17 protein-coding genes are annotated in these 18,435 nt (G+C 72.8%); 8 read left to right on the top strand and 9 right to left on the bottom strand.

Annotated features, from left to right (window positions below; translation table 11 throughout):
• Nucleotide 1 precedes the first annotated feature (1 nt).
• Complete coding sequence (locus tag BJ999_RS34010; protein ID WP_179837054.1) at nucleotides 2–1,162, bottom strand: steroid 3-ketoacyl-CoA thiolase; 1,161 nt, start codon at nucleotides 1,160–1,162, stop codon at nucleotides 2–4.
• 283 nt (nucleotides 1,163–1,445) lie between these two features.
• Here BJ999_RS34010 and BJ999_RS34015 point away from each other — a divergent pair, with 283 nt between their 5' ends.
• Nucleotides 1,446–2,366 carry a 3-oxoacyl-ACP reductase gene (locus BJ999_RS34015; RefSeq protein WP_179837055.1) on the top strand — a complete coding sequence of 307 codons (921 nt, stop codon included), beginning with the start codon at nucleotides 1,446–1,448 and terminating at the stop codon, nucleotides 2,364–2,366.
• 48 nt (nucleotides 2,367–2,414) lie between these two features.
• Here the strand turns inward: BJ999_RS34015 and BJ999_RS34020 are convergent, their stop codons facing one another.
• From BJ999_RS34020 to BJ999_RS34030, 3 genes are read right to left on the bottom strand one after another with little or no spacing between them, the layout of a single operon-like run.
• Nucleotides 2,415–3,191, bottom strand: a complete 777-nt coding sequence (locus tag BJ999_RS34020) for an SDR family oxidoreductase (protein WP_179837056.1) — start codon at nucleotides 3,189–3,191, stop codon at nucleotides 2,415–2,417.
• A gap of 11 nt (nucleotides 3,192–3,202) precedes the next feature.
• On the bottom strand, nucleotides 3,203–3,952 hold the full coding sequence (locus tag BJ999_RS34025; RefSeq protein ID WP_179837057.1) for an SDR family NAD(P)-dependent oxidoreductase: 750 nt from the start codon (nucleotides 3,950–3,952) through the stop codon (nucleotides 3,203–3,205).
• Nucleotides 3,953–4,000: 48 nt separating this feature from the next.
• Nucleotides 4,001–4,642 (bottom strand): TetR/AcrR family transcriptional regulator, encoded by a 642-nt coding sequence (locus BJ999_RS34030; RefSeq protein WP_179837058.1) that lies wholly within the window; start codon nucleotides 4,640–4,642, stop codon nucleotides 4,001–4,003.
• A gap of 174 nt (nucleotides 4,643–4,816) precedes the next feature.
• Here BJ999_RS34030 and BJ999_RS34035 point away from each other — a divergent pair, with 174 nt between their 5' ends.
• Both BJ999_RS34035 and BJ999_RS34040 read left to right on the top strand, forming a co-directional pair.
• The gene (locus tag BJ999_RS34035) at nucleotides 4,817–6,337 is read left to right on the top strand and encodes an FAD-dependent oxidoreductase (protein WP_179837059.1); all 1,521 of its coding nucleotides are present in this window, start codon (nucleotides 4,817–4,819) and stop codon (nucleotides 6,335–6,337) included.
• Nucleotides 6,334–7,494 carry an alpha/beta hydrolase family protein gene (locus BJ999_RS34040; protein WP_179837060.1) on the top strand — a complete coding sequence of 387 codons (1,161 nt, stop codon included), beginning with the start codon at nucleotides 6,334–6,336 and terminating at the stop codon, nucleotides 7,492–7,494. The genes BJ999_RS34035 and BJ999_RS34040 overlap by 4 nt, the downstream gene beginning before the upstream one ends.
• Before the next feature lie 474 nt (nucleotides 7,495–7,968).
• On the opposite strand, the gene hsaA is transcribed toward BJ999_RS34040, so the two are convergent.
• Complete coding sequence (hsaA, locus tag BJ999_RS34045; protein ID WP_179837061.1) at nucleotides 7,969–9,135, bottom strand: 3-hydroxy-9,10-secoandrosta-1,3,5(10)-triene-9,17-dione monooxygenase oxygenase subunit; 1,167 nt, start codon at nucleotides 9,133–9,135, stop codon at nucleotides 7,969–7,971.
• A 143-nt stretch (nucleotides 9,136–9,278) separates the two neighbouring features.
• Here hsaA and BJ999_RS34050 point away from each other — a divergent pair, with 143 nt between their 5' ends.
• The 5 genes from BJ999_RS34050 to BJ999_RS34070 all read left to right on the top strand — a co-directional run bounded on the left by BJ999_RS34050 (nucleotide 9,279) and on the right by BJ999_RS34070 (nucleotide 13,825).
• Nucleotides 9,279–10,436: a 3-ketosteroid-9-alpha-monooxygenase, oxygenase component gene (locus tag BJ999_RS34050; RefSeq protein WP_179837062.1), complete on the top strand. Its 1,158-nt coding sequence runs from the start codon at nucleotides 9,279–9,281 to the stop codon at nucleotides 10,434–10,436.
• Nucleotides 10,433–10,669, top strand: a complete 237-nt coding sequence (locus BJ999_RS34055; protein ID WP_089309888.1) for a ferredoxin — start codon at nucleotides 10,433–10,435, stop codon at nucleotides 10,667–10,669. Before BJ999_RS34050 ends, BJ999_RS34055 begins: the two co-directional genes overlap by 4 nt.
• Nucleotides 10,670–10,831: 162 nt before the next feature.
• A complete protein-coding gene (locus tag BJ999_RS34060; protein ID WP_179837063.1) occupies nucleotides 10,832–12,028 on the top strand; it encodes an RNA-guided endonuclease InsQ/TnpB family protein in 1,197 nt (398 codons plus the stop codon).
• Nucleotides 12,029–12,155: 127 nt separating this feature from the next.
• A complete protein-coding gene (locus BJ999_RS34065) occupies nucleotides 12,156–12,944 on the top strand; it encodes an SDR family NAD(P)-dependent oxidoreductase (RefSeq protein WP_179837064.1) in 789 nt (262 codons plus the stop codon).
• A gap of 35 nt (nucleotides 12,945–12,979) precedes the next feature.
• Nucleotides 12,980–13,825, top strand: coding sequence for an alpha/beta fold hydrolase (locus BJ999_RS34070; protein WP_179837065.1), 846 nt, complete (start codon nucleotides 12,980–12,982; stop codon nucleotides 13,823–13,825).
• A 7-nt stretch (nucleotides 13,826–13,832) separates the two neighbouring features.
• Here the strand turns inward: BJ999_RS34070 and BJ999_RS34075 are convergent, their stop codons facing one another.
• From BJ999_RS34075 to BJ999_RS34095, 4 genes are all read right to left on the bottom strand, one after another.
• Nucleotides 13,833–15,458 carry an AMP-binding protein gene (locus tag BJ999_RS34075; protein ID WP_179837066.1) on the bottom strand — a complete coding sequence of 542 codons (1,626 nt, stop codon included), beginning with the start codon at nucleotides 15,456–15,458 and terminating at the stop codon, nucleotides 13,833–13,835.
• A 135-nt stretch (nucleotides 15,459–15,593) separates the two neighbouring features.
• Entirely contained in the window at nucleotides 15,594–16,058 is a 465-nt protein-coding gene (locus BJ999_RS34085) for a nuclear transport factor 2 family protein (RefSeq protein ID WP_179837067.1), read from the bottom strand.
• The gene (locus BJ999_RS34090) at nucleotides 16,055–16,942 is read right to left on the bottom strand and encodes an LLM class F420-dependent oxidoreductase (RefSeq protein ID WP_179837068.1); all 888 of its coding nucleotides are present in this window, start codon (nucleotides 16,940–16,942) and stop codon (nucleotides 16,055–16,057) included. Before BJ999_RS34090 ends, BJ999_RS34085 begins: the two co-directional genes overlap by 4 nt.
• A 24-nt stretch (nucleotides 16,943–16,966) precedes the next feature.
• Nucleotides 16,967–18,433, bottom strand: a complete 1,467-nt coding sequence (locus tag BJ999_RS34095; protein WP_179837069.1) for an FAD-dependent oxidoreductase — start codon at nucleotides 18,431–18,433, stop codon at nucleotides 16,967–16,969.
• Nucleotides 18,434–18,435 lie beyond the last annotated feature (2 nt).

The raw sequence follows: 18,435 nt of genomic DNA on the forward strand, positions 1-18,435 counted from the left end.
CTCAGATCCGTTCGATGATGGTGGCCGTGGAGTGCGCGCCGCCCGCGCACATCGTGACGAGCGCCGTCGACTTGTCGGACCGCTCCAACTCGTTCACGGCCTGGGTGATGAGTCGCGCGCCGGTGGAGCCGACGGCGTGTCCGAGGGCGATGGCGCCGCCGTTGACGTTGACCCGGTCCATGTCCGCGCCGTGCACCGAGGCCCAGGACAGGACGACCGACGCGAACGCCTCGTTGATCTCCACGAGGTCGATGTCGGACAGCTTCATCCGGGCCCGGTCCAGCACGTGCCGCGTCGCCTCGATCGGCCCGTCCAGGTGGTAGTACGGGTCGGAGCCCACCATCCCGGACGCGACGATCCGGGCGCGGGGGCGCAGCCCCAGCTCGGCGGCCCGGTCCGCCGCCATCAGCAGCACCGCCGCGGCGCCGTCGCTGATCTGCGAGGAGTTGCCCGCGGTGTGGACACCGTCCGGGAGGACCGGCTTCAGCCCGGCGAGCGCGTCGGCGGTCGTGTCGCGCAGGCCCTGGTCGCGGGTGACGACGGCGGTCTCCCCGGTGGGGCCCTCCTTGGTCATGACCGGCGCCTCGATCTCCAGGATCTGGCCCGCGAAACGGTTCTCCGCCCATGCCGTGTTCGCCTTGACCTGCGATGCCAGCCCGAACGCGTCCGCGTCCTCGCGGGTGATGCCGCGCTTCTTCGCGATGCGCTCGGCCGCGGTGAACTGGTCGGGCATGTCCAGCTCCCATCCGTCCGGCGCCGGGCTGCCGGTCTCCGGCGTGAGCGCCCCGCCGAGGAAGACCCGGCTCATCGCCTCGACGCCGCAGCCGATCCCGGTGTGGACCGCCCCGGACGCGATCAGCCCGGCGACGAGGTGCACGGCCTGCTGGGACGACCCGCACGCGCAGTCGATCGTGGTGCACGCCGTCTGGTACGGCAGGCCCGCGTACAGCCAGGCGTTGCGGGTCACGTTGTTGGACTGCTCGCCCGCCTGCGTCACGCACCCGCCGACGACCTGCCCCACCGTCGCGGCCTCGACCCCGGCGCGGTCGAGCAGCCCGCGCTGCGCCGCCCCGAGCAACTGCGCCGGATGGAGCCCCGAAAGGGCCCCGTACCGCTTGCCGACCGGAGTCCGGACGGCATCGACGATGACGGCCTCGGGCATGGAGGACACTCCTTCACTACGAACAAGCAGATCAGTCGCCGCAGACGCGGGCGGGGCGGCCGGGCACGGCCGCGGCCACCGCCTCGAAGAGGGTCGCCAGGTTCAGCGTCATGATGCGAGACTAGAATTCATTCTCATTCGGGCACAACGGATGTCCCACTCAACGGTCCGGGCCGCTCAAACGGCCGCTTCGGACCCGCTCAGCGGGACGTCCCCGGCCGCGGAACTAGAATACGTACTAGCCTCCGCGCGGACGATCCCGATCACCGACCCGGAGGCTCTGATGAACGCTGACCTCTCCCTGGCGGGCCGTACCGCCGTCGTCACCGGCGCGGGCGCGGGGCTGGGCCGCTGCGAGGCCCTCGCCCTGGCCGCGCGGGGCGCCAACGTCGTCGTCAACGACATGGGCCCGGCCGCCGAGGAGGTCGCCGCCGAGATCAAGCGGGCGGGCGGCCAGGCCGTCGCGGTGACCGGGGACGTCGGCGACTGGTCGATGGGCGACACGCTGGTGTCGGCCGCGGTCGACACGTTCGGCTCCCTGGACGTCCTGGTCAACAACGCGGGCGTGCTGCGCGACAAGATGCTGTTCAACCTGTCGGAGTCGGACTGGGACGACGTCATCCGCGTCCACCTGAAGGGCCACGCGTCGGTGTCGCGGGCCGCCGCCGTGCACTGGCGTACCGCCAGCAAGGCCGCGGGCGGTCCCGTCTACGGACGGGTGGTCAACACCGCGTCGGAGGCGTTCCTGTTCGGGTCGGCCGGCCAGCCGAACTACTCGGCGGCGAAGGCCGGCATCGTCGCTCTCACGCTGTCGACGGCGGCGGGCCTCGGCCGGTACGGGGTGCGCGCCAACGCGATCTGCCCCCGGGCCAGGACGGCGATGACCGAGGCGACGTTCGCCGAGGGCACCTCCCCCGGAGGGCTGGACTCCATGGCGCCCGAGCGGGTCGGGACGTTCGTCGGCTACCTCGCGTCCCCGGCCGCGGAGAAGATCAGCGGGCAGGTGTTCGTCGTGTACGGCGACATGGTCGCGCTGATGGCCGCGCCGACCGTGGAGCACAAGTTCACCGCCGCGGACGGCGTCTTCTCCGTCGAGGAGCTCGGTGAGCAGGTCACCCCGTACTTCGAGGGACGTGAGCCGCACAGGACCTACGCCGCCTACAGCGTCGCCGCGCTCGACGACACCGGCACCAGCAAGCACTGAAGCGCGGACGACGGCCGCCCCCGCGAGGCGAGGGCGGCCGTCGTCCGCTCAGAACACGTCCGCGCCGCGGAGGGTGGCCTCGGCGCCGCCGTCCACGTAGATGACCTGGCCGGTCATGTGCGTGTTGACCGGGGAGATCAGCCAGCGCAGCGCAGCTGCGATCACCTCGGGGCCGGCGAAGCCGTTCAGCGGCATCGGGACGGCCTCCTTCATGATCTCGAACATGCCCTCGTCCTCGAAGAGCGGAACGGTCATCGGCGTCCTGACGACGCCCGGCGCGATCGCGTTCAGCGGGATGCCCGCGCCCGCCCACTCGGGGGTGGCGCAGACCCGGCGCATCCACTGCGCGAGCGCCGACTTCGACGACGGGTACAGCCGGCCGCCGGCGCCGCTCTCCTCGACCTTCGTCGCCGCCGCGATCGCAGCCGGCTCGTCCAGGTCCAGGCAGGCGCGGACGGTGCCGTCGTCCACCGGGTGGGTGCCGGAGATCGAACCGACCACGGCGGCGCGCGGCGCCCCGGCCTTCGCGAGCGCGGGCCGCAGCCCGTCCAGCAGCCCGACGACACCGAAGAAGTTCACCTTGACGGGCATGATCGTGAAGTCGGAGACGCCGGCGCAGGCCACGACGGCGTCGAGCCGCCCGCCCGCCTTCTCCAGCGTCTCTGCGACCGCGCTCGCGCGGCCATCGGGGACACCGAGGTCGGCGCAGACGTCCGCATCGCGACGGTCGATCCCGATGACGGTCTCACCCGCGTCGCGGAGCATCCCGGCGAGGGACTCGCCGATGCCGGACGCCGAACCGCTGACGGCGATGGTGCGTGCCATGGTGGTCCCTCTCAGGTGTGGGCGCCGCCGTCCACGCGGAGGTCGGCGCCGGTGAAGTAGGCGGCGTCGGACGAGGCGGCGAACGCGATCGCGGCTGCGACGTGCTCGGGCTCGGCCGCGCCGTAGTAGGAGCGGATCTTCGTGAAGTAGGTGAGGTCCAGGCCGTCCGGGAACATGCCGGGCGCCCGGGTCAGCGGGGTGTCGACGGCGCCCGGGGAGATCGGCACGACCCGGATGCGGCGGGCGGCCAGCTCGGCGGCGAGGCTCAGCGAGAACGCCAGCACGGCCCCCTTGGACGCCGAGTACGCCGTCATGAACGGGTTGCCCTGCGTCGCCGACAGCGAGGCGGTGTTGACGATCACGCCGGTGCGGTCGGGGAGGTGCTGGAGGGCCTCGCGGCAGAACAGGGCCGTGCCGACGAGGTTGACAGAGAACATCCGGTGGAGGTCGTCCACCGTGAGGGTCTCGATCGGGGTGGTCTTGTGGACGCCCGCGACGTTGACGAGGACGTCGATGCCGCCGAGCGTCCCGGCCGCGTCCGCCACGGTCGCGACCACGGCGGCCTCGTCGGTCACGTCCGCCACGCGGGTGGCGATGGTGCCGGGACCACCCGCCGCGGCGGCCGTCTCCGCGAGGCCCCGCTCCGAGACGTCCACGGCGCACACCGCGGCGCCCTCGGCGGCCAGGCGGATCGCGGTGGCCCGCCCGATGCCCGACGCCGCCCCGGTGAGCAGCACTTTCACGCCGTCAAAGCGATTCATGGCGGCACGCTAGCCGCGGCCGCGGGGCGTCCGCCGGAACGGTCCCGATCACCGGGAGGCGTCGGGCGTCCCGCCGGTTCGCGGGGCGTTCGAGCGGGGCGCCAGCAGCAGCCGGCAGGCGAGGCGGATGTCGCTCTCGACGTCGGCCATGGACGCGCGGCCGTTCAGGCTCGACTGGAGCACGCCGTACCAGCACTGCATCAGCAGCCGGACGAGGGTGACGTCCTGCGCGGTCGGCACCTCGATCCCCACCGCCCGCAGCAGGATCTCCCGGAACGTGCTGTCGATGTAGACGGTGTCGGCGACGGTGGCGACGTGGGCGGTGTTGGACGCGTGCAGCATCGACGTCGAAAGGACCGGCTGCGCCATGAGGTGCCGGCTGGCCTGCACCAGCAGGTCGGCGACCGCGTCCTCCGGGCTCGTGCCGGGCGCGGGCTCGCTGACCTGGTCGCGGAGCCGGTCGACCTGCTTGGCCATGACCGCGGTGAACAGGTGGACCTTGGACGGGAAGTACCGGTACAGGGTCCCGATCGCGACCCCGGCGGCCTTCGCGACCTCGTGCATCTGGACGCGTTCGAGGGACTTCTCGGCACCGATGCGCGACGCGGCGCGCAGGATGCGCTCGCGCCGGTCGTGCTGCTCCGGCGAGCTCGGCTCGGCGGACAGCCTGCCCGCTGCGATCCTCGCCACGGTCCTCCCCCGGTCCCCTCGCGTCCCGATCCTTCCCTGCCAGGAACAATATCCGGGCTCCGGACCGTCCCCGCGAACGTCCGTACCGGTCAGTGGGACGGGCCGCCCCTCCCCGCCCGGGCCGCGCTCTACGGTGTGCCCGCGCCGAGATCCCGAGGTCGGAGGGCATGTCACATGGGACGAGCCGGATGGGACGACGAGTACGACGTGGTGGTCGCCGGCTCCGGGGCCGGGGCGATGGCGGGCGCGCTCGCCGCCGCGTCGGGCGGGCTGCGCACCGCCGTCCTGGAGAAGACGGGCCTGCTCGGCGGGACGTCCGCGTACTCGGGCTCGGCGATCTGGCTGCCGGGGACTCGGGTCCAGGAGCGCGCCGGGCTCGGCGACTCGACCGAGGGCGCGCGGACCTACCTGCGGGCGCTGCTGGGCGACGCCGAGGAGAAGCGCCGCGAGGCATTCCTGGAAACGGCGCCTGAACTGGTGGACTTCTTGGAGAAGGACCCGGAGATCGAGTTCCGTTTCCAGGCGTTCCCCGACTACTTCGACGCGCCTGGACGCCTGGACCTGGGGCGGTCGTTCGTCCCGCTGGAGCTGCCGGCCGAGCGGCTCGGGGAGCTGGCGGCGCTCGTCCGTCCGCCGGTCGACCGGGACAGGGCGGGGCGGGGGCATTCGGCGTCCAAGCCGCTGGCGCAGGGCCGGGCCCTGATCGGCCGGCTGCTGCTGGCGATCACCGCGACCGGTGCCGGGGACGTCCGCACGCGGACCGCGCTGACCGACCTGATCGTCGAGGACGGCCGGGTGGCCGGGGTCGCGGCGAGGACCGCGGACGGCCCGGTGCGGCTGCGGGCCCGGCGCGGCGTCCTGCTGGCGGCGGGCGGGTTCGAGTCGTCCACCGCGCTGCGGGCCGAGCGCGGCGTGCCGGGCGGCGCCGGCTGGACAATGGCCCCCGAGGGCGCGAACACCGGCGACGCGATCGAGGCCGCCGTCCGGATCGGCGCGTCCACCGGCCTGCTGGACCAGGCCTGGTTCTGCCCCGGCCTCCTCACCCCGGACGGCCGGCCCGCGTTCACCCTCGGGTTCCGCGGCGGGCTGATCGTGGACGCCGCGGGCCGCCGGTTCGCCAACGAGTCCCTCCCCTACGACCGGATGGGCCGCCGGATGGCCGCCGCCGAGGGACCGTTCCACCTCGTCTGGGACTCGCGCGCGGGCGGCCTGCCCGCGATCTCCGTCCCGCCGCTGCGGGCCGACGAGCAGCTCGCGTCGGGCGCCTGGGTCCGGGCGGGCGCCCTGCCCGAGCTGGCCGAGATGATCGGCCTCCCGCCGGACGCGCTCATCGGCACGGTCGAGCGGTTCAACGGCTTCGCCGCCAAGGGCGCGGACGAGGACTTCCATCGCGGCGAGGACGCCTACGACCTGTACTTCTCCGGCGGCGAGCCGTGCGTCGTGCCCGTCGACCGGCCGCCCTACCTCGCGGCACGGGTCGTCCTGAGCGACCTCGGCACGAAGGGCGGGCTGCGCACCGACGCCGACGCCCGCGTCCTGGACGGCTCGGGACGTCACCTCCCCGGGCTCTACGCCGCCGGCAACACCAGCGCCTCGTTCACGGGCCCCGTCTACCCGGGGCCCGGAGTGCCGATCGGGTCGGCCATGGCCTTCGCCTACCGCGCCGTCCAGGACATCAGGAGGAACCACACGTGAGATCCGCAGGAAGGGTCGCCGTCGCGGCCGCCGCGTGCGCCGCGATGGCCGGGGTCGCCGCCGTCCCCGCGCAGGCCGCCCCGGCGCAGCGCGGGACGCTGCTCCACAACCGGCCGCTGACGAACCTCGCCGCGCTGCCGAGCGCGGCGAGGAACCGGTTCGTCACCTACGTCTCCGAGGGCGTGGGCGGGAAGCGGATCACGGTCTCGGGGACGGTCGCCGTCCCGAAGGGCGCCCCGCCGCGCGGCGGCTGGCCGGTGCTGAGCTGGGCGCACGGCACCACCGGGACGGCCGACGCCTGCGCGCCGTCCGCCGACGCCCCCGGCGGCCCGGTGCGCGACTACCTGTCGCTCACCGAGCCGTACCTGGACAAGTGGGTCGCGAACGGCTTCGCGGTCGTCCAGACCGACTACGAGGGACTCGGCACGCCCGGCGGGCACCCGTACATGAACGGGGTCAGCGAGGCTAACACCGTCACCGACATCGTCCGGGCCGCCCGCGAGGTGGACCACCGCATCGGACGCGACTGGTTCGTCGCCGGCCACAGCCAGGGCGGCCAGGCCACGCTCTACACGGCGGCGTCGAGGCAGAAGCCCCGCGACATCCGCCTCAAGGGTGCCGTGGCGATCGCGCCCGGCTCGAACATGAGCCAGACCGCGCAGTTCGTCAAGGGCGAGTACCCGGGGGCGGAGACCGCGCTGCCGTTCCTGTTCGTGCTGCTGAACGGCGCCTACGCGGCCGACCCGTCGATGCCGCCCGAGGACCTCCTCGCCCCCGAGGCGGCGGCGATCGCCAAGGCCGGCCGCACGAACGCCTGCCTCGCCCAGCTCAAGCAGCTCGGTCCGACGCTGCCGCTGGACAAGGTGTTCCGCCCGGACGCCGACCTGACGCGGTTCGAGGCCTACTACGACTCGCAGGAGGCGCTCGGCCTGACCCTGAAGGTGCCGACGCTCGTCGCCCAGGGCACCGCCGACCGCGAGGTGGCCCCCGCCGCGACGCAGAACGTCGTCGGCGACCTGTGCAAGCGCTACGGGAACATCGCGTACCGGCCGTTCGAGGGCGCCGACCACCGGGGCGCCATCAGCGCGTCCTTCGAGACGTCCCTGAAGTTCGCCCAGGCCGTCCGCAGAGGCGAGACCCCGCCCACGACCTGCTGAGAGCACCGCCCTAAACCGACACTGGCGTGCTTCTCGGTCGGGCTCGAAAAAGGTGCAGCTCCTCCCCCGGAGGGGGGAGGAGCTGCGACTCGGCCGCGCGCCTTCGCAGGCTCGCTTCTGGCGCGGGTCTATGTCAGCCGATCAGCCGGTGCCCCGGCTGCGGCGGTCGACCCGACGGGGTCCTCGTGGGGAGGTCGTCGGGGGGAATGATGGGCTTGTCGGGCATGGTCTGCTCCTAGGTCTCGATCCTGACGGTGACGGGCAGGCGCCTACTTGCCGCCCTTGTCGCCCTCGTCCTTGATCGGGGTGCCGGAACCGCCCTTGTCGCCGTCCTTCTGATAGGTGCCCATAAGGGAACCCTCCTCGGTTTGTTCGATGGCCACCGCTCTGGCGGCTCAATCCGAACGGTCCGATGAGGAGCCCCGGCCGCAATCGCGTCGCCGCGTCGGGAAGATCACATTCCGGCCGGCGGGGTCAGACCAGGTTGTCTTCCACCTTGAGGCCGAATTCGCCTCGGCCGTACATGGAGAGGGCGTGTTCGACGTCGTTGGCGACGTGGACGCTGCCGGCGTGGGCGTCGCGCCAGGCGCGTTCGATGACGTTGCCGCGGTGCAGGGAGTTTCCGCCGGCGGTCTTGAAGAGGATGTCGATGGCCTCGATGGCGCGCTCGGTGCCGCGGACCTGGTCGCGGCGGGCGCGCAGGCGCAGCTCCATCGGGATCTTCTCGTTGCGGACGGCGTACTCGTGGATCTCGCGGACGTTGCGGTCGGTCTGCAGGATCGCGGCGTCGATCTCGGAGGCGGCGCGGGCGACGGCGACCTGGGCGAACTGGTCCTCGACGAAGCGGCCGCCGCCGAGGCTGAGGCGGATCCGGTCGCGCATGCGGGTCACGTACAGGTCGTGGCAGCCGGCCGCCATGCCGATCACGCTGGCGGCGACGGTGCTGGTGAAGATCGTCCCGAAGGGCATGCGGTAGAGCGGGCCCGTGTTGACCTTGCGGCCGGGGTTGCGGAGCTGGGCCTGCTCGAAGTTGCGCATCGCGCGGTGGGACGGGACGAACGCCTTCTCCACGACGATGTCGTCGCTGGCGGTGCCGCGCAGGCCCATCGAGTCCCAGACCTCGGCGATCTCGTAGTCGCGCCGGGGGACGAGGACGGTCATGAAGTCGACCGGGCGGCCCTCGGCGCCGACGACGAGCGCGCCGAGCAGGGCCCAGGAGGCGAACTCGCAGCCGGAGGAGAACGACCAGCGCCCGGTCACCTCGTAGCCGCCGTCGACGGGGGTGAGGCGCCCGATCGGGGCGTAGGAGGAGGCGATGAGGGTGTCCGGGCCGGCACCCCACACCTCGCGCTGCGCCTCGTCGGCGAACAGGCCGAGATGCCAGGAGTGGACGCCGAGGACCGCGGCGACCCAGCCGGTCGAGCCGCAGGCGCCGGAGACCGCGCGGATCACCTCGTAGAAGGCGACCGGGTCGTCCTCGGCTCCGCCGTAGCGGGTGGGCTGGAGCATCCGGAACACCCCGGCGGCGGTCAGCTCCCGGATCGTCTCTGCGGGGACGCCTCCCTTCTCGTCCACGGACCGGGCCCGCTCGGCGATGCCGGGCAGCAGGCCGCGCACCGCGTCCAGGACCTCGTTGCTCATCCCCGCTCCTTCCCTAGTAAGGCCATTGCAGGAGACCATGGTCCCCTGCCGGCGCGGGGACGGGCGTCCCGCCCAATGGGACTCGGCGGTCGGGACGGTGACCTGCGACCTAACGTTCGAATCACCCATCCATCGCTGAAGGGATGATCCACGTGACCGCTACCGAGTCGGACGCCGTCCGCGCCATCGAGGCGGAGGCGATCGCCCGCCGGTTCGCCCGGGGATGGCACTGCCTCGGGCTGGCCGAGAAGTTCCGGGACGGCAAGCCCCACACGGTCAACGCGTTCGGGCAGAAGCTCGTGGTCTTCACCGGTGAGGACGGCACGACGAACGTCCTGGACGCCTACTGCCGGCACATGGGCGGCGACCTGTCCCAGGGCACCGTCAAGGGCAACGCGATCGCGTGCCCGTTCCACGACTGGCGCTGGGGCGGCGACGGCCGCTGCAAGCAGATCCCCTACGCGCGCCGCGTCCCGCTGCGGGCACGGACGGCCGCGTGGCCGACGATGGAGCAGGACGGGCTGCTGTTCGTCTGGAACGACCCGGAGGGCCGCAAGCCGCCGGAGGACGTGACGATCCCGGTGATCGAGGGCGCCACCCGCGACGACTGGACCGACTGGCGCTGGACGGAGACGGTCGTCCACACCAACGCGCGCGAGGTCATCGACAACGTCGTGGACATGGCGCACTTCTTCTACATCCACAAGTCGTTCCCGACCTACTTCAAGAACATCTTCGAGGGCCAGGTGGCCACGCAGATCATGAAGGGCCGGACGCGGGAGGACGCGCGCCGGGAGGGCGGGGGCGGCGGGCCGAAGATGCTCGGCAACACCTCCGTGGCGTCCTACCACGGCCCCTCTTTCATGATCGACGAGCTGACGTACCACTACGAGGGGTACGACCTGCACTCCGTCCTGATCAACTGCCACTACCCGATCGACGAGAACTCGTTCGCGCTGCACTCGGGCATCATCGTCCAGCACAGCGACGCGCTCCCGCCCGATGCCGCCGAGGCCACCGCGCAGAAGCTGTCGGACTTCATCCTGACGGGCTTCGAGCAGGACATCGAGATCTGGCGGAACAAGACCCGCATCGACAACCCGCTGCTCTGCGAGGAGGACGGGCCCGTCTACCAGCTGCGCCGCTGGTACGAGCAGTTCTACGTGGACGCCGCCGACGTCACGCCGGAGATGACCGACCGGTTCGAGTACGAGATCGACACGACCCGTCCGGTGGAGTCCTGGCAGAAGGAGGTCGACGCGAACATGGCCCGCCGGGAGGCCGAGGGGGCGTCGGCGTGACGACCCGCCAGGACGAGCGCCTGCTGGAGGGGCCGCTGCTGCCGGTCCGCTGCCGCCGCTGCGCCGCCGAGGTGCTGGTGCGCAAGTCGAGCTGGGAGCAGACGAGCATCCAGTGGAACGCCGAGGCCAGGGAGGCGTGCGTGGGTCTGGACGACCCGCACGCGACCTGCCCGGCGCTCCGCTCGGCCATCCAGGAGGCCGCGCTGAACGGCGCCATCACGGTGGTCGAGTGACGGGCGGGCGGCCGGCAGGGCGGGTCGCGGCGCTCCGGCCTTCGGCCTGGAGAAGCGGGCTGTCCGGCGCAGCGGGTCAGGAAAAGCCGATCCGCCGCCAGGTGGGCTCAGACAGTGCGGTTCTGCTGCTCGACGCCCTAGGTCAAAACTATGGTCTTTGACGTGCAGCTTCGTTACCAGTACCGCCTCTATCCGACCGCGGGCCAGCGTCAGGCTCTGGCCCGCGCGTTCGGGTGCGCGCGAACGGTGTTCAATGACGGGCTGCGCGCCAGGCAGAACGCCCACGCGGCCGGACTGCCCTACATCCGCGACGGCGAGTTGTCCAAGCGGGTCATCACTGAGGCCAAGAAGACCTCGGAGCGCGCGTGGCTGGGCGAGGTGTCGGCCGTGGTGCTGCAGCAGGCCCTGGCCGACCTGAACTCCGCCTACCGCAACTTCTTCGCCTCCCTCACAGGCAAGCGCAACGGGCCGAAGGCCGCCGCGCCCCGGTTCCGGTCCCGCAGGGACAACCGGCAGGCGATCCGGTTCACCCGCAACGCCCGGTTCCGCATCACGGCGGGCGGGAGACTGCGCCTGCCCAAGATCGGGGACGTCCGCGTGCGCTGGTCGCGGGAACTGCCCGCCGAACCCTCCAGCCTGACGGTGGTCAAGGACGCGGCCGGGCGGTACTTCGCCTCGTTCGTGATCCAGGCCCGCGAGGAGCCGCTGCCAGACGCGACATCAGAGATCGGCATCGATCTGGGGCTGACCCACTTCGCGGTCACCTCCGACGGCCGAAAGATCGCCAACCCGCGTTTCCTGCGGCGCGCCGAACGCCGACTGCGAAAAGCGCGGCGAACCCTGCTCCGGAAGGTGAAGGGCTCCAGCAACCGCGAGAAGGCCGTGGTCAAGGTCGCGCGGGCCCACGCCCGGGTGGCCGACGCGCGCCGCGACTGGGCGCACAAGCTCTCCACCGCGTTGATCCGCGAGAACCAAGCGGTGTACGTGGAGGACCTTGCCGTGTCCGGCCTCGGTCGCACACGCCTCGCCAAATCCGTGCATGACGCGGGCTGGTCGCAGTTCGTGTCGATGCTGGCGTACAAGGCGGCCCGGAGCGGCCGCCACTTCGCCAAGATCGACCGGTGGTCCCCCTCTTCTAAGCTGTGTTCGGCCTGCGGAGCGCTCGCCGAGTCGATGCCGCTGAACATCCGGTCGTGGACCTGCCCGTGCGGGGTGGCCCACGACCGGGACGTGAACGCGGCGATCAACATCCTGGCCGCCGGACGGGCGGACAGACCAAACGCCTGTGGAGCGCAGGTAAGACCGGGGCCTGCCCCGGCACAGCGCCGCGAAGCAGGAAGCCTCAGAGGTGCCGCATGACGCGGCACGGGCTGATTTTTCGGCCTTCGGGCCGGAGAGCGCGTCAACTGACCGGAAACACCCTGTTCGCGGACGGCGGCTCGCATGTCAACGGCGTCGCCTGGACCCCGGACCTGGACGGAGAGCAATGATCGACCGATACGGCCCGTGGGCCGTGATCGCCGGGGGCTCGGAGGGCGTCGGCTCGGCCTTCGCGCACCGCCTCGCCGACGCGGGCCTGAACCTCGTGCTGATCGCGCGCAAGCCGGGGCCGCTGGCGGAGACGGCCGAGGCCGTCCGCGCGAAGGGCGTCGAGGTGCGCACCCTCGAACTGGACCTGGTCGCCCCGGACCCGGTCAAGGCGATCCGCGAGGTGACCGAGGGCCTGGACGTCGGGCTGCTGGTCTTCAACGCGGGCGCGAACAGCTACGGCCACGAGTTCGTCACCGGCGACCTGGACCGCTTCCAGGGCGTCATCGACCTCAACGTCACCGCCCAGCTCGCGCTGACGCACCACTTCGGCGCGCTGATGAAGGAGCGGGGGCGCGGCGGCATCCTGCTGGTCGGCTCCCTCGCCGGCTACATGGGACAGCCGCAGATCAGCATCTACTCGGCGGTGAAGGCGTTCGGCCGCGTCTTCGCCGAGGGGCTGTGGCTGGAGATGCGCGAGCACGGGGTGGACGTCCTGGAACTGGTCCTCGGCGTGACCCGCACCCCGGCGATGGAGCGCGCCGGCCTCGACATGGACATGCCGGGCCTGAACGTCGCCGAGCCCGACGACGTCGCCCGCGAGGGCCTCGAACACCTGGGGGACGGCCCGGTCTGGGTCGCGGGCGGCAACTACGACATGGCCCGCAAACGCGCCGGTTTCCCCCGCGAGAGGCTCGTCGCCGGGGCGCACGCCGCGATGCGGCGCATGCTTCCGAAGCCGTCCTGACACGCTCCGGAGCCGGCGTCCGGTAGGCATGGAGCATGTCCGTTCACCATGCCCGTATCCCGGTCGCCGGCCACTCGCTGCACGTCGCGGAGTCGGGAGACCCCTCCGGCCGGCCGTACCTGTTCCTGCACGGCTGGCCGGAGTCGTGGCGGACGTGGCGGGACGTGATGGCCGCCGCGCCCCCGGGGGTCCGCCTCGTCGCGGCCGACCTGCCGGGCATCGGGGGGTCGACCGGGGCGACCTGCGGATCGAAGCGCGCCCTGGCCTCGGTCGTCCACGACCTCGTCCGGCACCTGGGCCTGGACGACCTCACCCTGGTCGGCCACGACGCCGGGGGAATGGTCGCCTACGCCTACCTGCGCCGGTACGAGGCGGCGCGGGTGGTCATCATGAACACGGCGATCCCGGGCGTCGCGCCCTGGGACGCGGTCATCGCCAGCCCCACCATCTGGCATTTCGGCCTGCACGCCGTTCCCGGCCTGCCGGAGACCCTCGTCCGCGGCCGCCAGGCCGAGTACTTCGACCACTTCTACGACGTGCTGTCCGCGGATCCGTCCAGGATCACGCCCGACGCCCGCGCCGCCCACGCGGCCGCCTACGGCACGGACGCGTCCCTGACCGCCGGTTTCGACCTCTACCGCGCCTTCGCGCAGGACGCCGAGGACAACGCCGCCCTGACGGGCCCGGTCACGACACCCGTTCTCTACCTGCGCGGGGACGGAGAGGGCGGCGACATCGCCGCCTATGCGGAAGGCTTCCGCAAGGCGGGCGTGGAGAACCTGACCACCGCGACCATCCGCGACACGGGCCACTTCTCCCAGGAAGAGCAGCCCGCCGCGGTCTGGGCCGAGATCCACGCCTTCGCCGCCCGGGAGGGCTGAGCCGCGATCAGCGGGGCCGGTAGGTGCCGTCGCGGTGCTCGTAGACGGGGTCCGGGGCGTCGCGGCCTTCGGTGCGGAGGACGCGCTTGACGACCTTGTTGGTCGGGGTGCGGGGCAGAGCCTCGACCACGCGGACGTAGCGCGGGGTCCACTTGGTGCCGAGGTCCGGCTGGGCGGCCAGGAAGGCGGTGAAGGCGGACGGGTCGAAGGCGCGGCCCGGGGCCAGGGTGACGGCCGCCATCACCTGGTCGCCCACGCGGTCGTCCGGGACGGCGTAGACGGCGACGTCGGTGAAGGGCTCGAAGCGGGCCAGGAGGCGTTCGACGGGGGCGGCGGCGAAGTTCTCGCCGTCCACGCGCAGCCAGTCGTCGTCGCGGCCGGCGAAGTACCAGTAGCCGTCGGCGTCGCGGTAGGCGAGGTCACCCGACCAGGTCCAGCCGTTGCGGACGCGCCGCGCCGTCGCCTCGGGGTTGTTGTAGTAGCCCTCGAACTTGGCGGCGCCCATCGTGTCGACGATCTCGCCGATGGCCTCCTCGGCGTTGAGCAGCAACCCGTCCGCGTCGAACTCGGCGCGCGGGCATTCCCGCAGGGAGTCGGGGTCCATCACGACGGTGCCCGCCTCGGCGACGCCCAGCGAGCCGGGCGGCGTGCCCGGGACGCGGTTGAGGCGGATCTCGCCCTCGCTCGACCCGTAGGAGTCGATGACGGTGCAGCCGAAGCGGCGGGCGAACGCGTCGATGTCGCGCTGCGCCGCCTCGTTGCCGAACGCGATCCGGAGCGTGTTGTCGGCGTCGTCCGGCTTCTCCGGGACGGCCAGGATGTAGCTGAGGGGCTTGCCGACGTAGTTGAAGAACGTCACGCCGTGGCGGCGCACGTCCGGCAGGAACCCGGAGGCCGAGAACGTGCGGCGCAGGACGATGCGGCCGCCGGCGGCCACGGCGGGCGCGATCCCGGCCATCAGCGCGTTGGAGTGGAACATCGGCATGACCACGTAGAACACGTCGTCCCCGGTGAGGCGGCGCCGGTCGCGCTGCTGCACGGCGATCCGGCCGAGCCTGCGCTGCGTGCAGATCACCGCCTTGGGCGCGGACGTCGTCCCGGACGTGAACACCAGCGAGAAGATCGTGCCGGGGTCCACCGGGGCGGGCGCGGCCAGGCGGGCGGAGGCCAGCCGCTCGGCGTGCGCGGGCGTGTCGACCGCCAGGGACGGGACCGGTGTGAGCCCTTCGAGCAGCGGCGCGCGGGACGTCTCGGTGACCAGCAGCGCGCAGTCGGTGTGGGTGATGTCGCGGGCCAGCTCGGCGCCCCGCCGCGTCGGGTTCAGCTCCACGACGGGGACGCCGGCGAGGGCCGAGCCCAGCAGCCAGAACAGGTGCTCGGGGCCGTTCTCCAGGAACAGGCCGACGTGGCCGGGCAGGTCCCGGACGAGCGAGGCCCGCCGCAGGGACTCCGCGACGACCTCCCTCCAGGTCCAGGAGCGGTCCTCGAAGCACAGGCCCGTCCGGTCGTCGCCGCCGCGCGCCGCGATCAGCTCCGCGAACGCGGTCTCGCGGGCGGGACGATCGTCGCCCAGCACCGCCTTCTCGCCCAGCACCGCCTTCTCTCTGAGCGCCCCTGCCTTCTCGTCCTGCATGCTGCCCTGGCCCCTCTCGTCTCGGAGCGCCCCTAGGCGCGGTGCGGGCGGTTCGTCCAACCCTGGTCGTCGGCGCGGACGAACCAGCCGGACGCGGCGAGCGTGCCGCCGTCGACCGGGATCGTGCGCGCGCCCTCAGCCATCGCGCCGCCTCCGGACGGGACGGGTCTCGATCGAGTCGATCCGCTGCTCGCGCCGGGCGAACCGCCAGGTCCCGCCGTCCAGCCGGTAGGCGTCGGTGTAGCGGCAGTGCCACACCAGGTCCCGTGCGGAGCCGTCCTCGCCGTCGCTCAGGTGGTGGGCGACGCAGGCGATCTCGCCGGTGGCGGTACCGGGCTCGGAACCCGCGGCGAACACCTCTCCGGCGAGCGCGTGGAACGTGACCGGGATGCCGTGCAGCGCCGAGAGCGTCGCGGCGATCTCGGCGCGTCCGGTGAAGGTCCGCACGGGGTCGAGCTCGCCGGGGGCGTCGGGCAGGACGAGGACCGCGCCCGGCGCGAACAGGTCGGCCATGGCGCCGACCTCGCGGCGGTCGGCGTGCAGCGCGTACCGGGCGACGAGGTCGCCGAGCGCGATCCGGTCGGCGGCTTCGAGCGTCATGATCCCGACAGGCCCAGGCGGTCGGCGCAGGCGGACAGCCCGTCCCTGGCCTCGCCGAGGTCCTTCGTCACGGTCCCGCGCAGGACGAGCCGGTCCGCGCCGAGGGCGGCCAGTCTCCCCGCCTTCTCCGGCGTGACCGCCGACAGCGAGTGGCCGAGGGTCAGTTCGAGGGCGTCCGGGTCGCGGCCGTTCCTCTCGGCCTCCTCCCGCATCAGCGCCACCAGTCCGCGCAGCTCCTCCCCCGCCACGCCGAGCGGCTGGAGGCCGTCGCCGTAGCGGCCCGCGCGGCGTGCGGCGGCCTTGGAGTGGCCGCCGATGTGGATCGGGATCCCGCCCTCCTGGACGGGCTTCGGGTAGCTCATCGCACCCTCGAACCGGAAGAACTCCCCGTCGTGGGAGGCGCCCCCGGGCGCGGTGTCGGCCCACAGCTCGCGCAGCACCCGGAGCTGCTCGTCGCCGCGCCGGCCCCGCGTCTCGAAGTCGGCGCCGCACGCCTCGACCTCCTCGCGCATCCAGCCCATGCCGACGACGAGCCGCAGCCGGCCGCCCGACAGCGCGTCGACCGTCGCGAGCCGCTTGGCCAGCACCACCGGGTGGTGGTTCGGCAGGACGAGCACACCGGTGGCGAGCCCGATCCGCCCGGTCCGTCCGGCGAGGAACGCCAGCAGGTCCAGCGGATCGGGAATGTCCAGGTCGTCGGCCAGCTCCATCCGCCCCGACCGGTCGTAGGGGTACACGCTGGAGTAGCCGCTCGCCACCACCGCGTGCTCGACCGCGCCGACCGACTCGAAGCCGCAGACCTCCGCGTGCCGGGCGTACTCGCCGATCCACGCGGGATCGGCGGTGACCCCCGCCGCCACGGGAAGCAGGACGGCGTACTTCATCCGATTCCTCTCAGTTCCGGGCCGTCAGTTCGCGGCGGCGGCGCGTCCGGCGCGGCGCCCGAAGAACGTGCCGTCGCCGAGGGACGTCCCGCTGACGTAACCCTCGCCGTGGATGCCGGAGGCGGTGCGCCCGGCGGCGTACAGGCCGGGGATCGGCTCACCGGAGTTGTTGCGGACCTCGCCGTCCACGGTGGTGTCGAGGCCGCCGAGGGTGAACCCGCCGGCGCCCGTCCCGGCGCCGTGCTTGCCGGCGCCGAAGAACCCGTCGGCCGGGTCGATCGCCGCGAACGGCCCCTTCAGGGGGCGCAGCCACTTGCGGTCCTTGCGGAAGTAGGGATCCTCGCCCCGCTCCGCGAACCGGTTGTAGGTCTCGACGGTCGCCTCCAGCGAACCGGGCGGCAGGCCGAGCGACTCCTCCAGCTCCGCGAGCGTCTCCGCCGCGTGCTTGGGGCGGACGCCCCACATGTCGGCCTCGGGGATCTCGTCGTGCCCGGCCTCGTCGATGATCGCCCAGTAGGGACCGGGCTGGTGCTGGACGGCCTGGTGGCTGAACAGGCCCGGGTAGACGTCCTCGTTGATGAACCGGCGGCCGAGGCCGTCGACGAGCATGCCCCGGCAGATGACGGCGGGGTTGGCGGTGAGCGCGATCTCCACCGTCGCCATGCGGCGGGTCGCGGCGCCGAGCGCGGTCGCCATCCGGATGCCGGACCCGTCGCTGGTGCCGTCGCTGACCTTGTCGTGCCCGAGCAGCACCGGGGCGTGGTCGGCGAGCATCTCCTCGTTGTCGACGAACCCGCCGGAGGTCAGGATGACGCCCCTGCGCGCCCGGTAGACCACCCGGTCGGCGAACCTGCGCGCGACGACGCCGGTGACGCGGCCCGCACCGTCCACGACGAGGTTCGTGGCACAGGTGTCCTGGTGGGCGACGGCGCCCGCCTCGGCGGCGGCCGCGATCAGCTTCTCCATGAGGATGCCGCCGGCGAACATCGGCGTCTCCGGGCGGTGCCCGCGTGGCGCGGGCCGGGCGATCTCGTTGTACGGCCAGGCGTTCTCGCCGAGCCACATCAGGCCGTCGTCGGTGTACGGCATCCAGCCCGGCGCGTCGAACAGGCTCTCCTTGAACGGGACGCCGCGCGCGCGGAACCACTCGAAGTGCTCCACGCTCCCGTCGCAGTACAGTCGCAGCTTCTCCGCGTCGGCGTGCGGGCCGAGCGCCGCCGCGAGGAAGGCGAACATGTCGTCGGGCGTGTCGTCGAAGCCGCACGCCTTCTGCACCCGGGTGCCGCCGCCGAGGTACAGCTCCCCGCCCGACTGGGCGGACGTCCCGCCGGGGCCGCTCGACCGTTCCAGGACGAGCACGTCCGCGCCCGCCACCGCGGCCTCGTACGCCGCGGCGGCGCCGGCGGCGCCGAAGCCGACCACCAGCACATCGCACTCGTGGTCGGGCTCCGCCTCCGCGGCGCCGACCGGTTCCACCGAGGGCTTCGCCATCG

Origin of the sequence: Actinomadura citrea, assembly GCF_013409045.1 — a bacterium.
GTDB lineage: Bacteria > Actinomycetota > Actinomycetes > Streptosporangiales > Streptosporangiaceae > Spirillospora > Spirillospora citrea.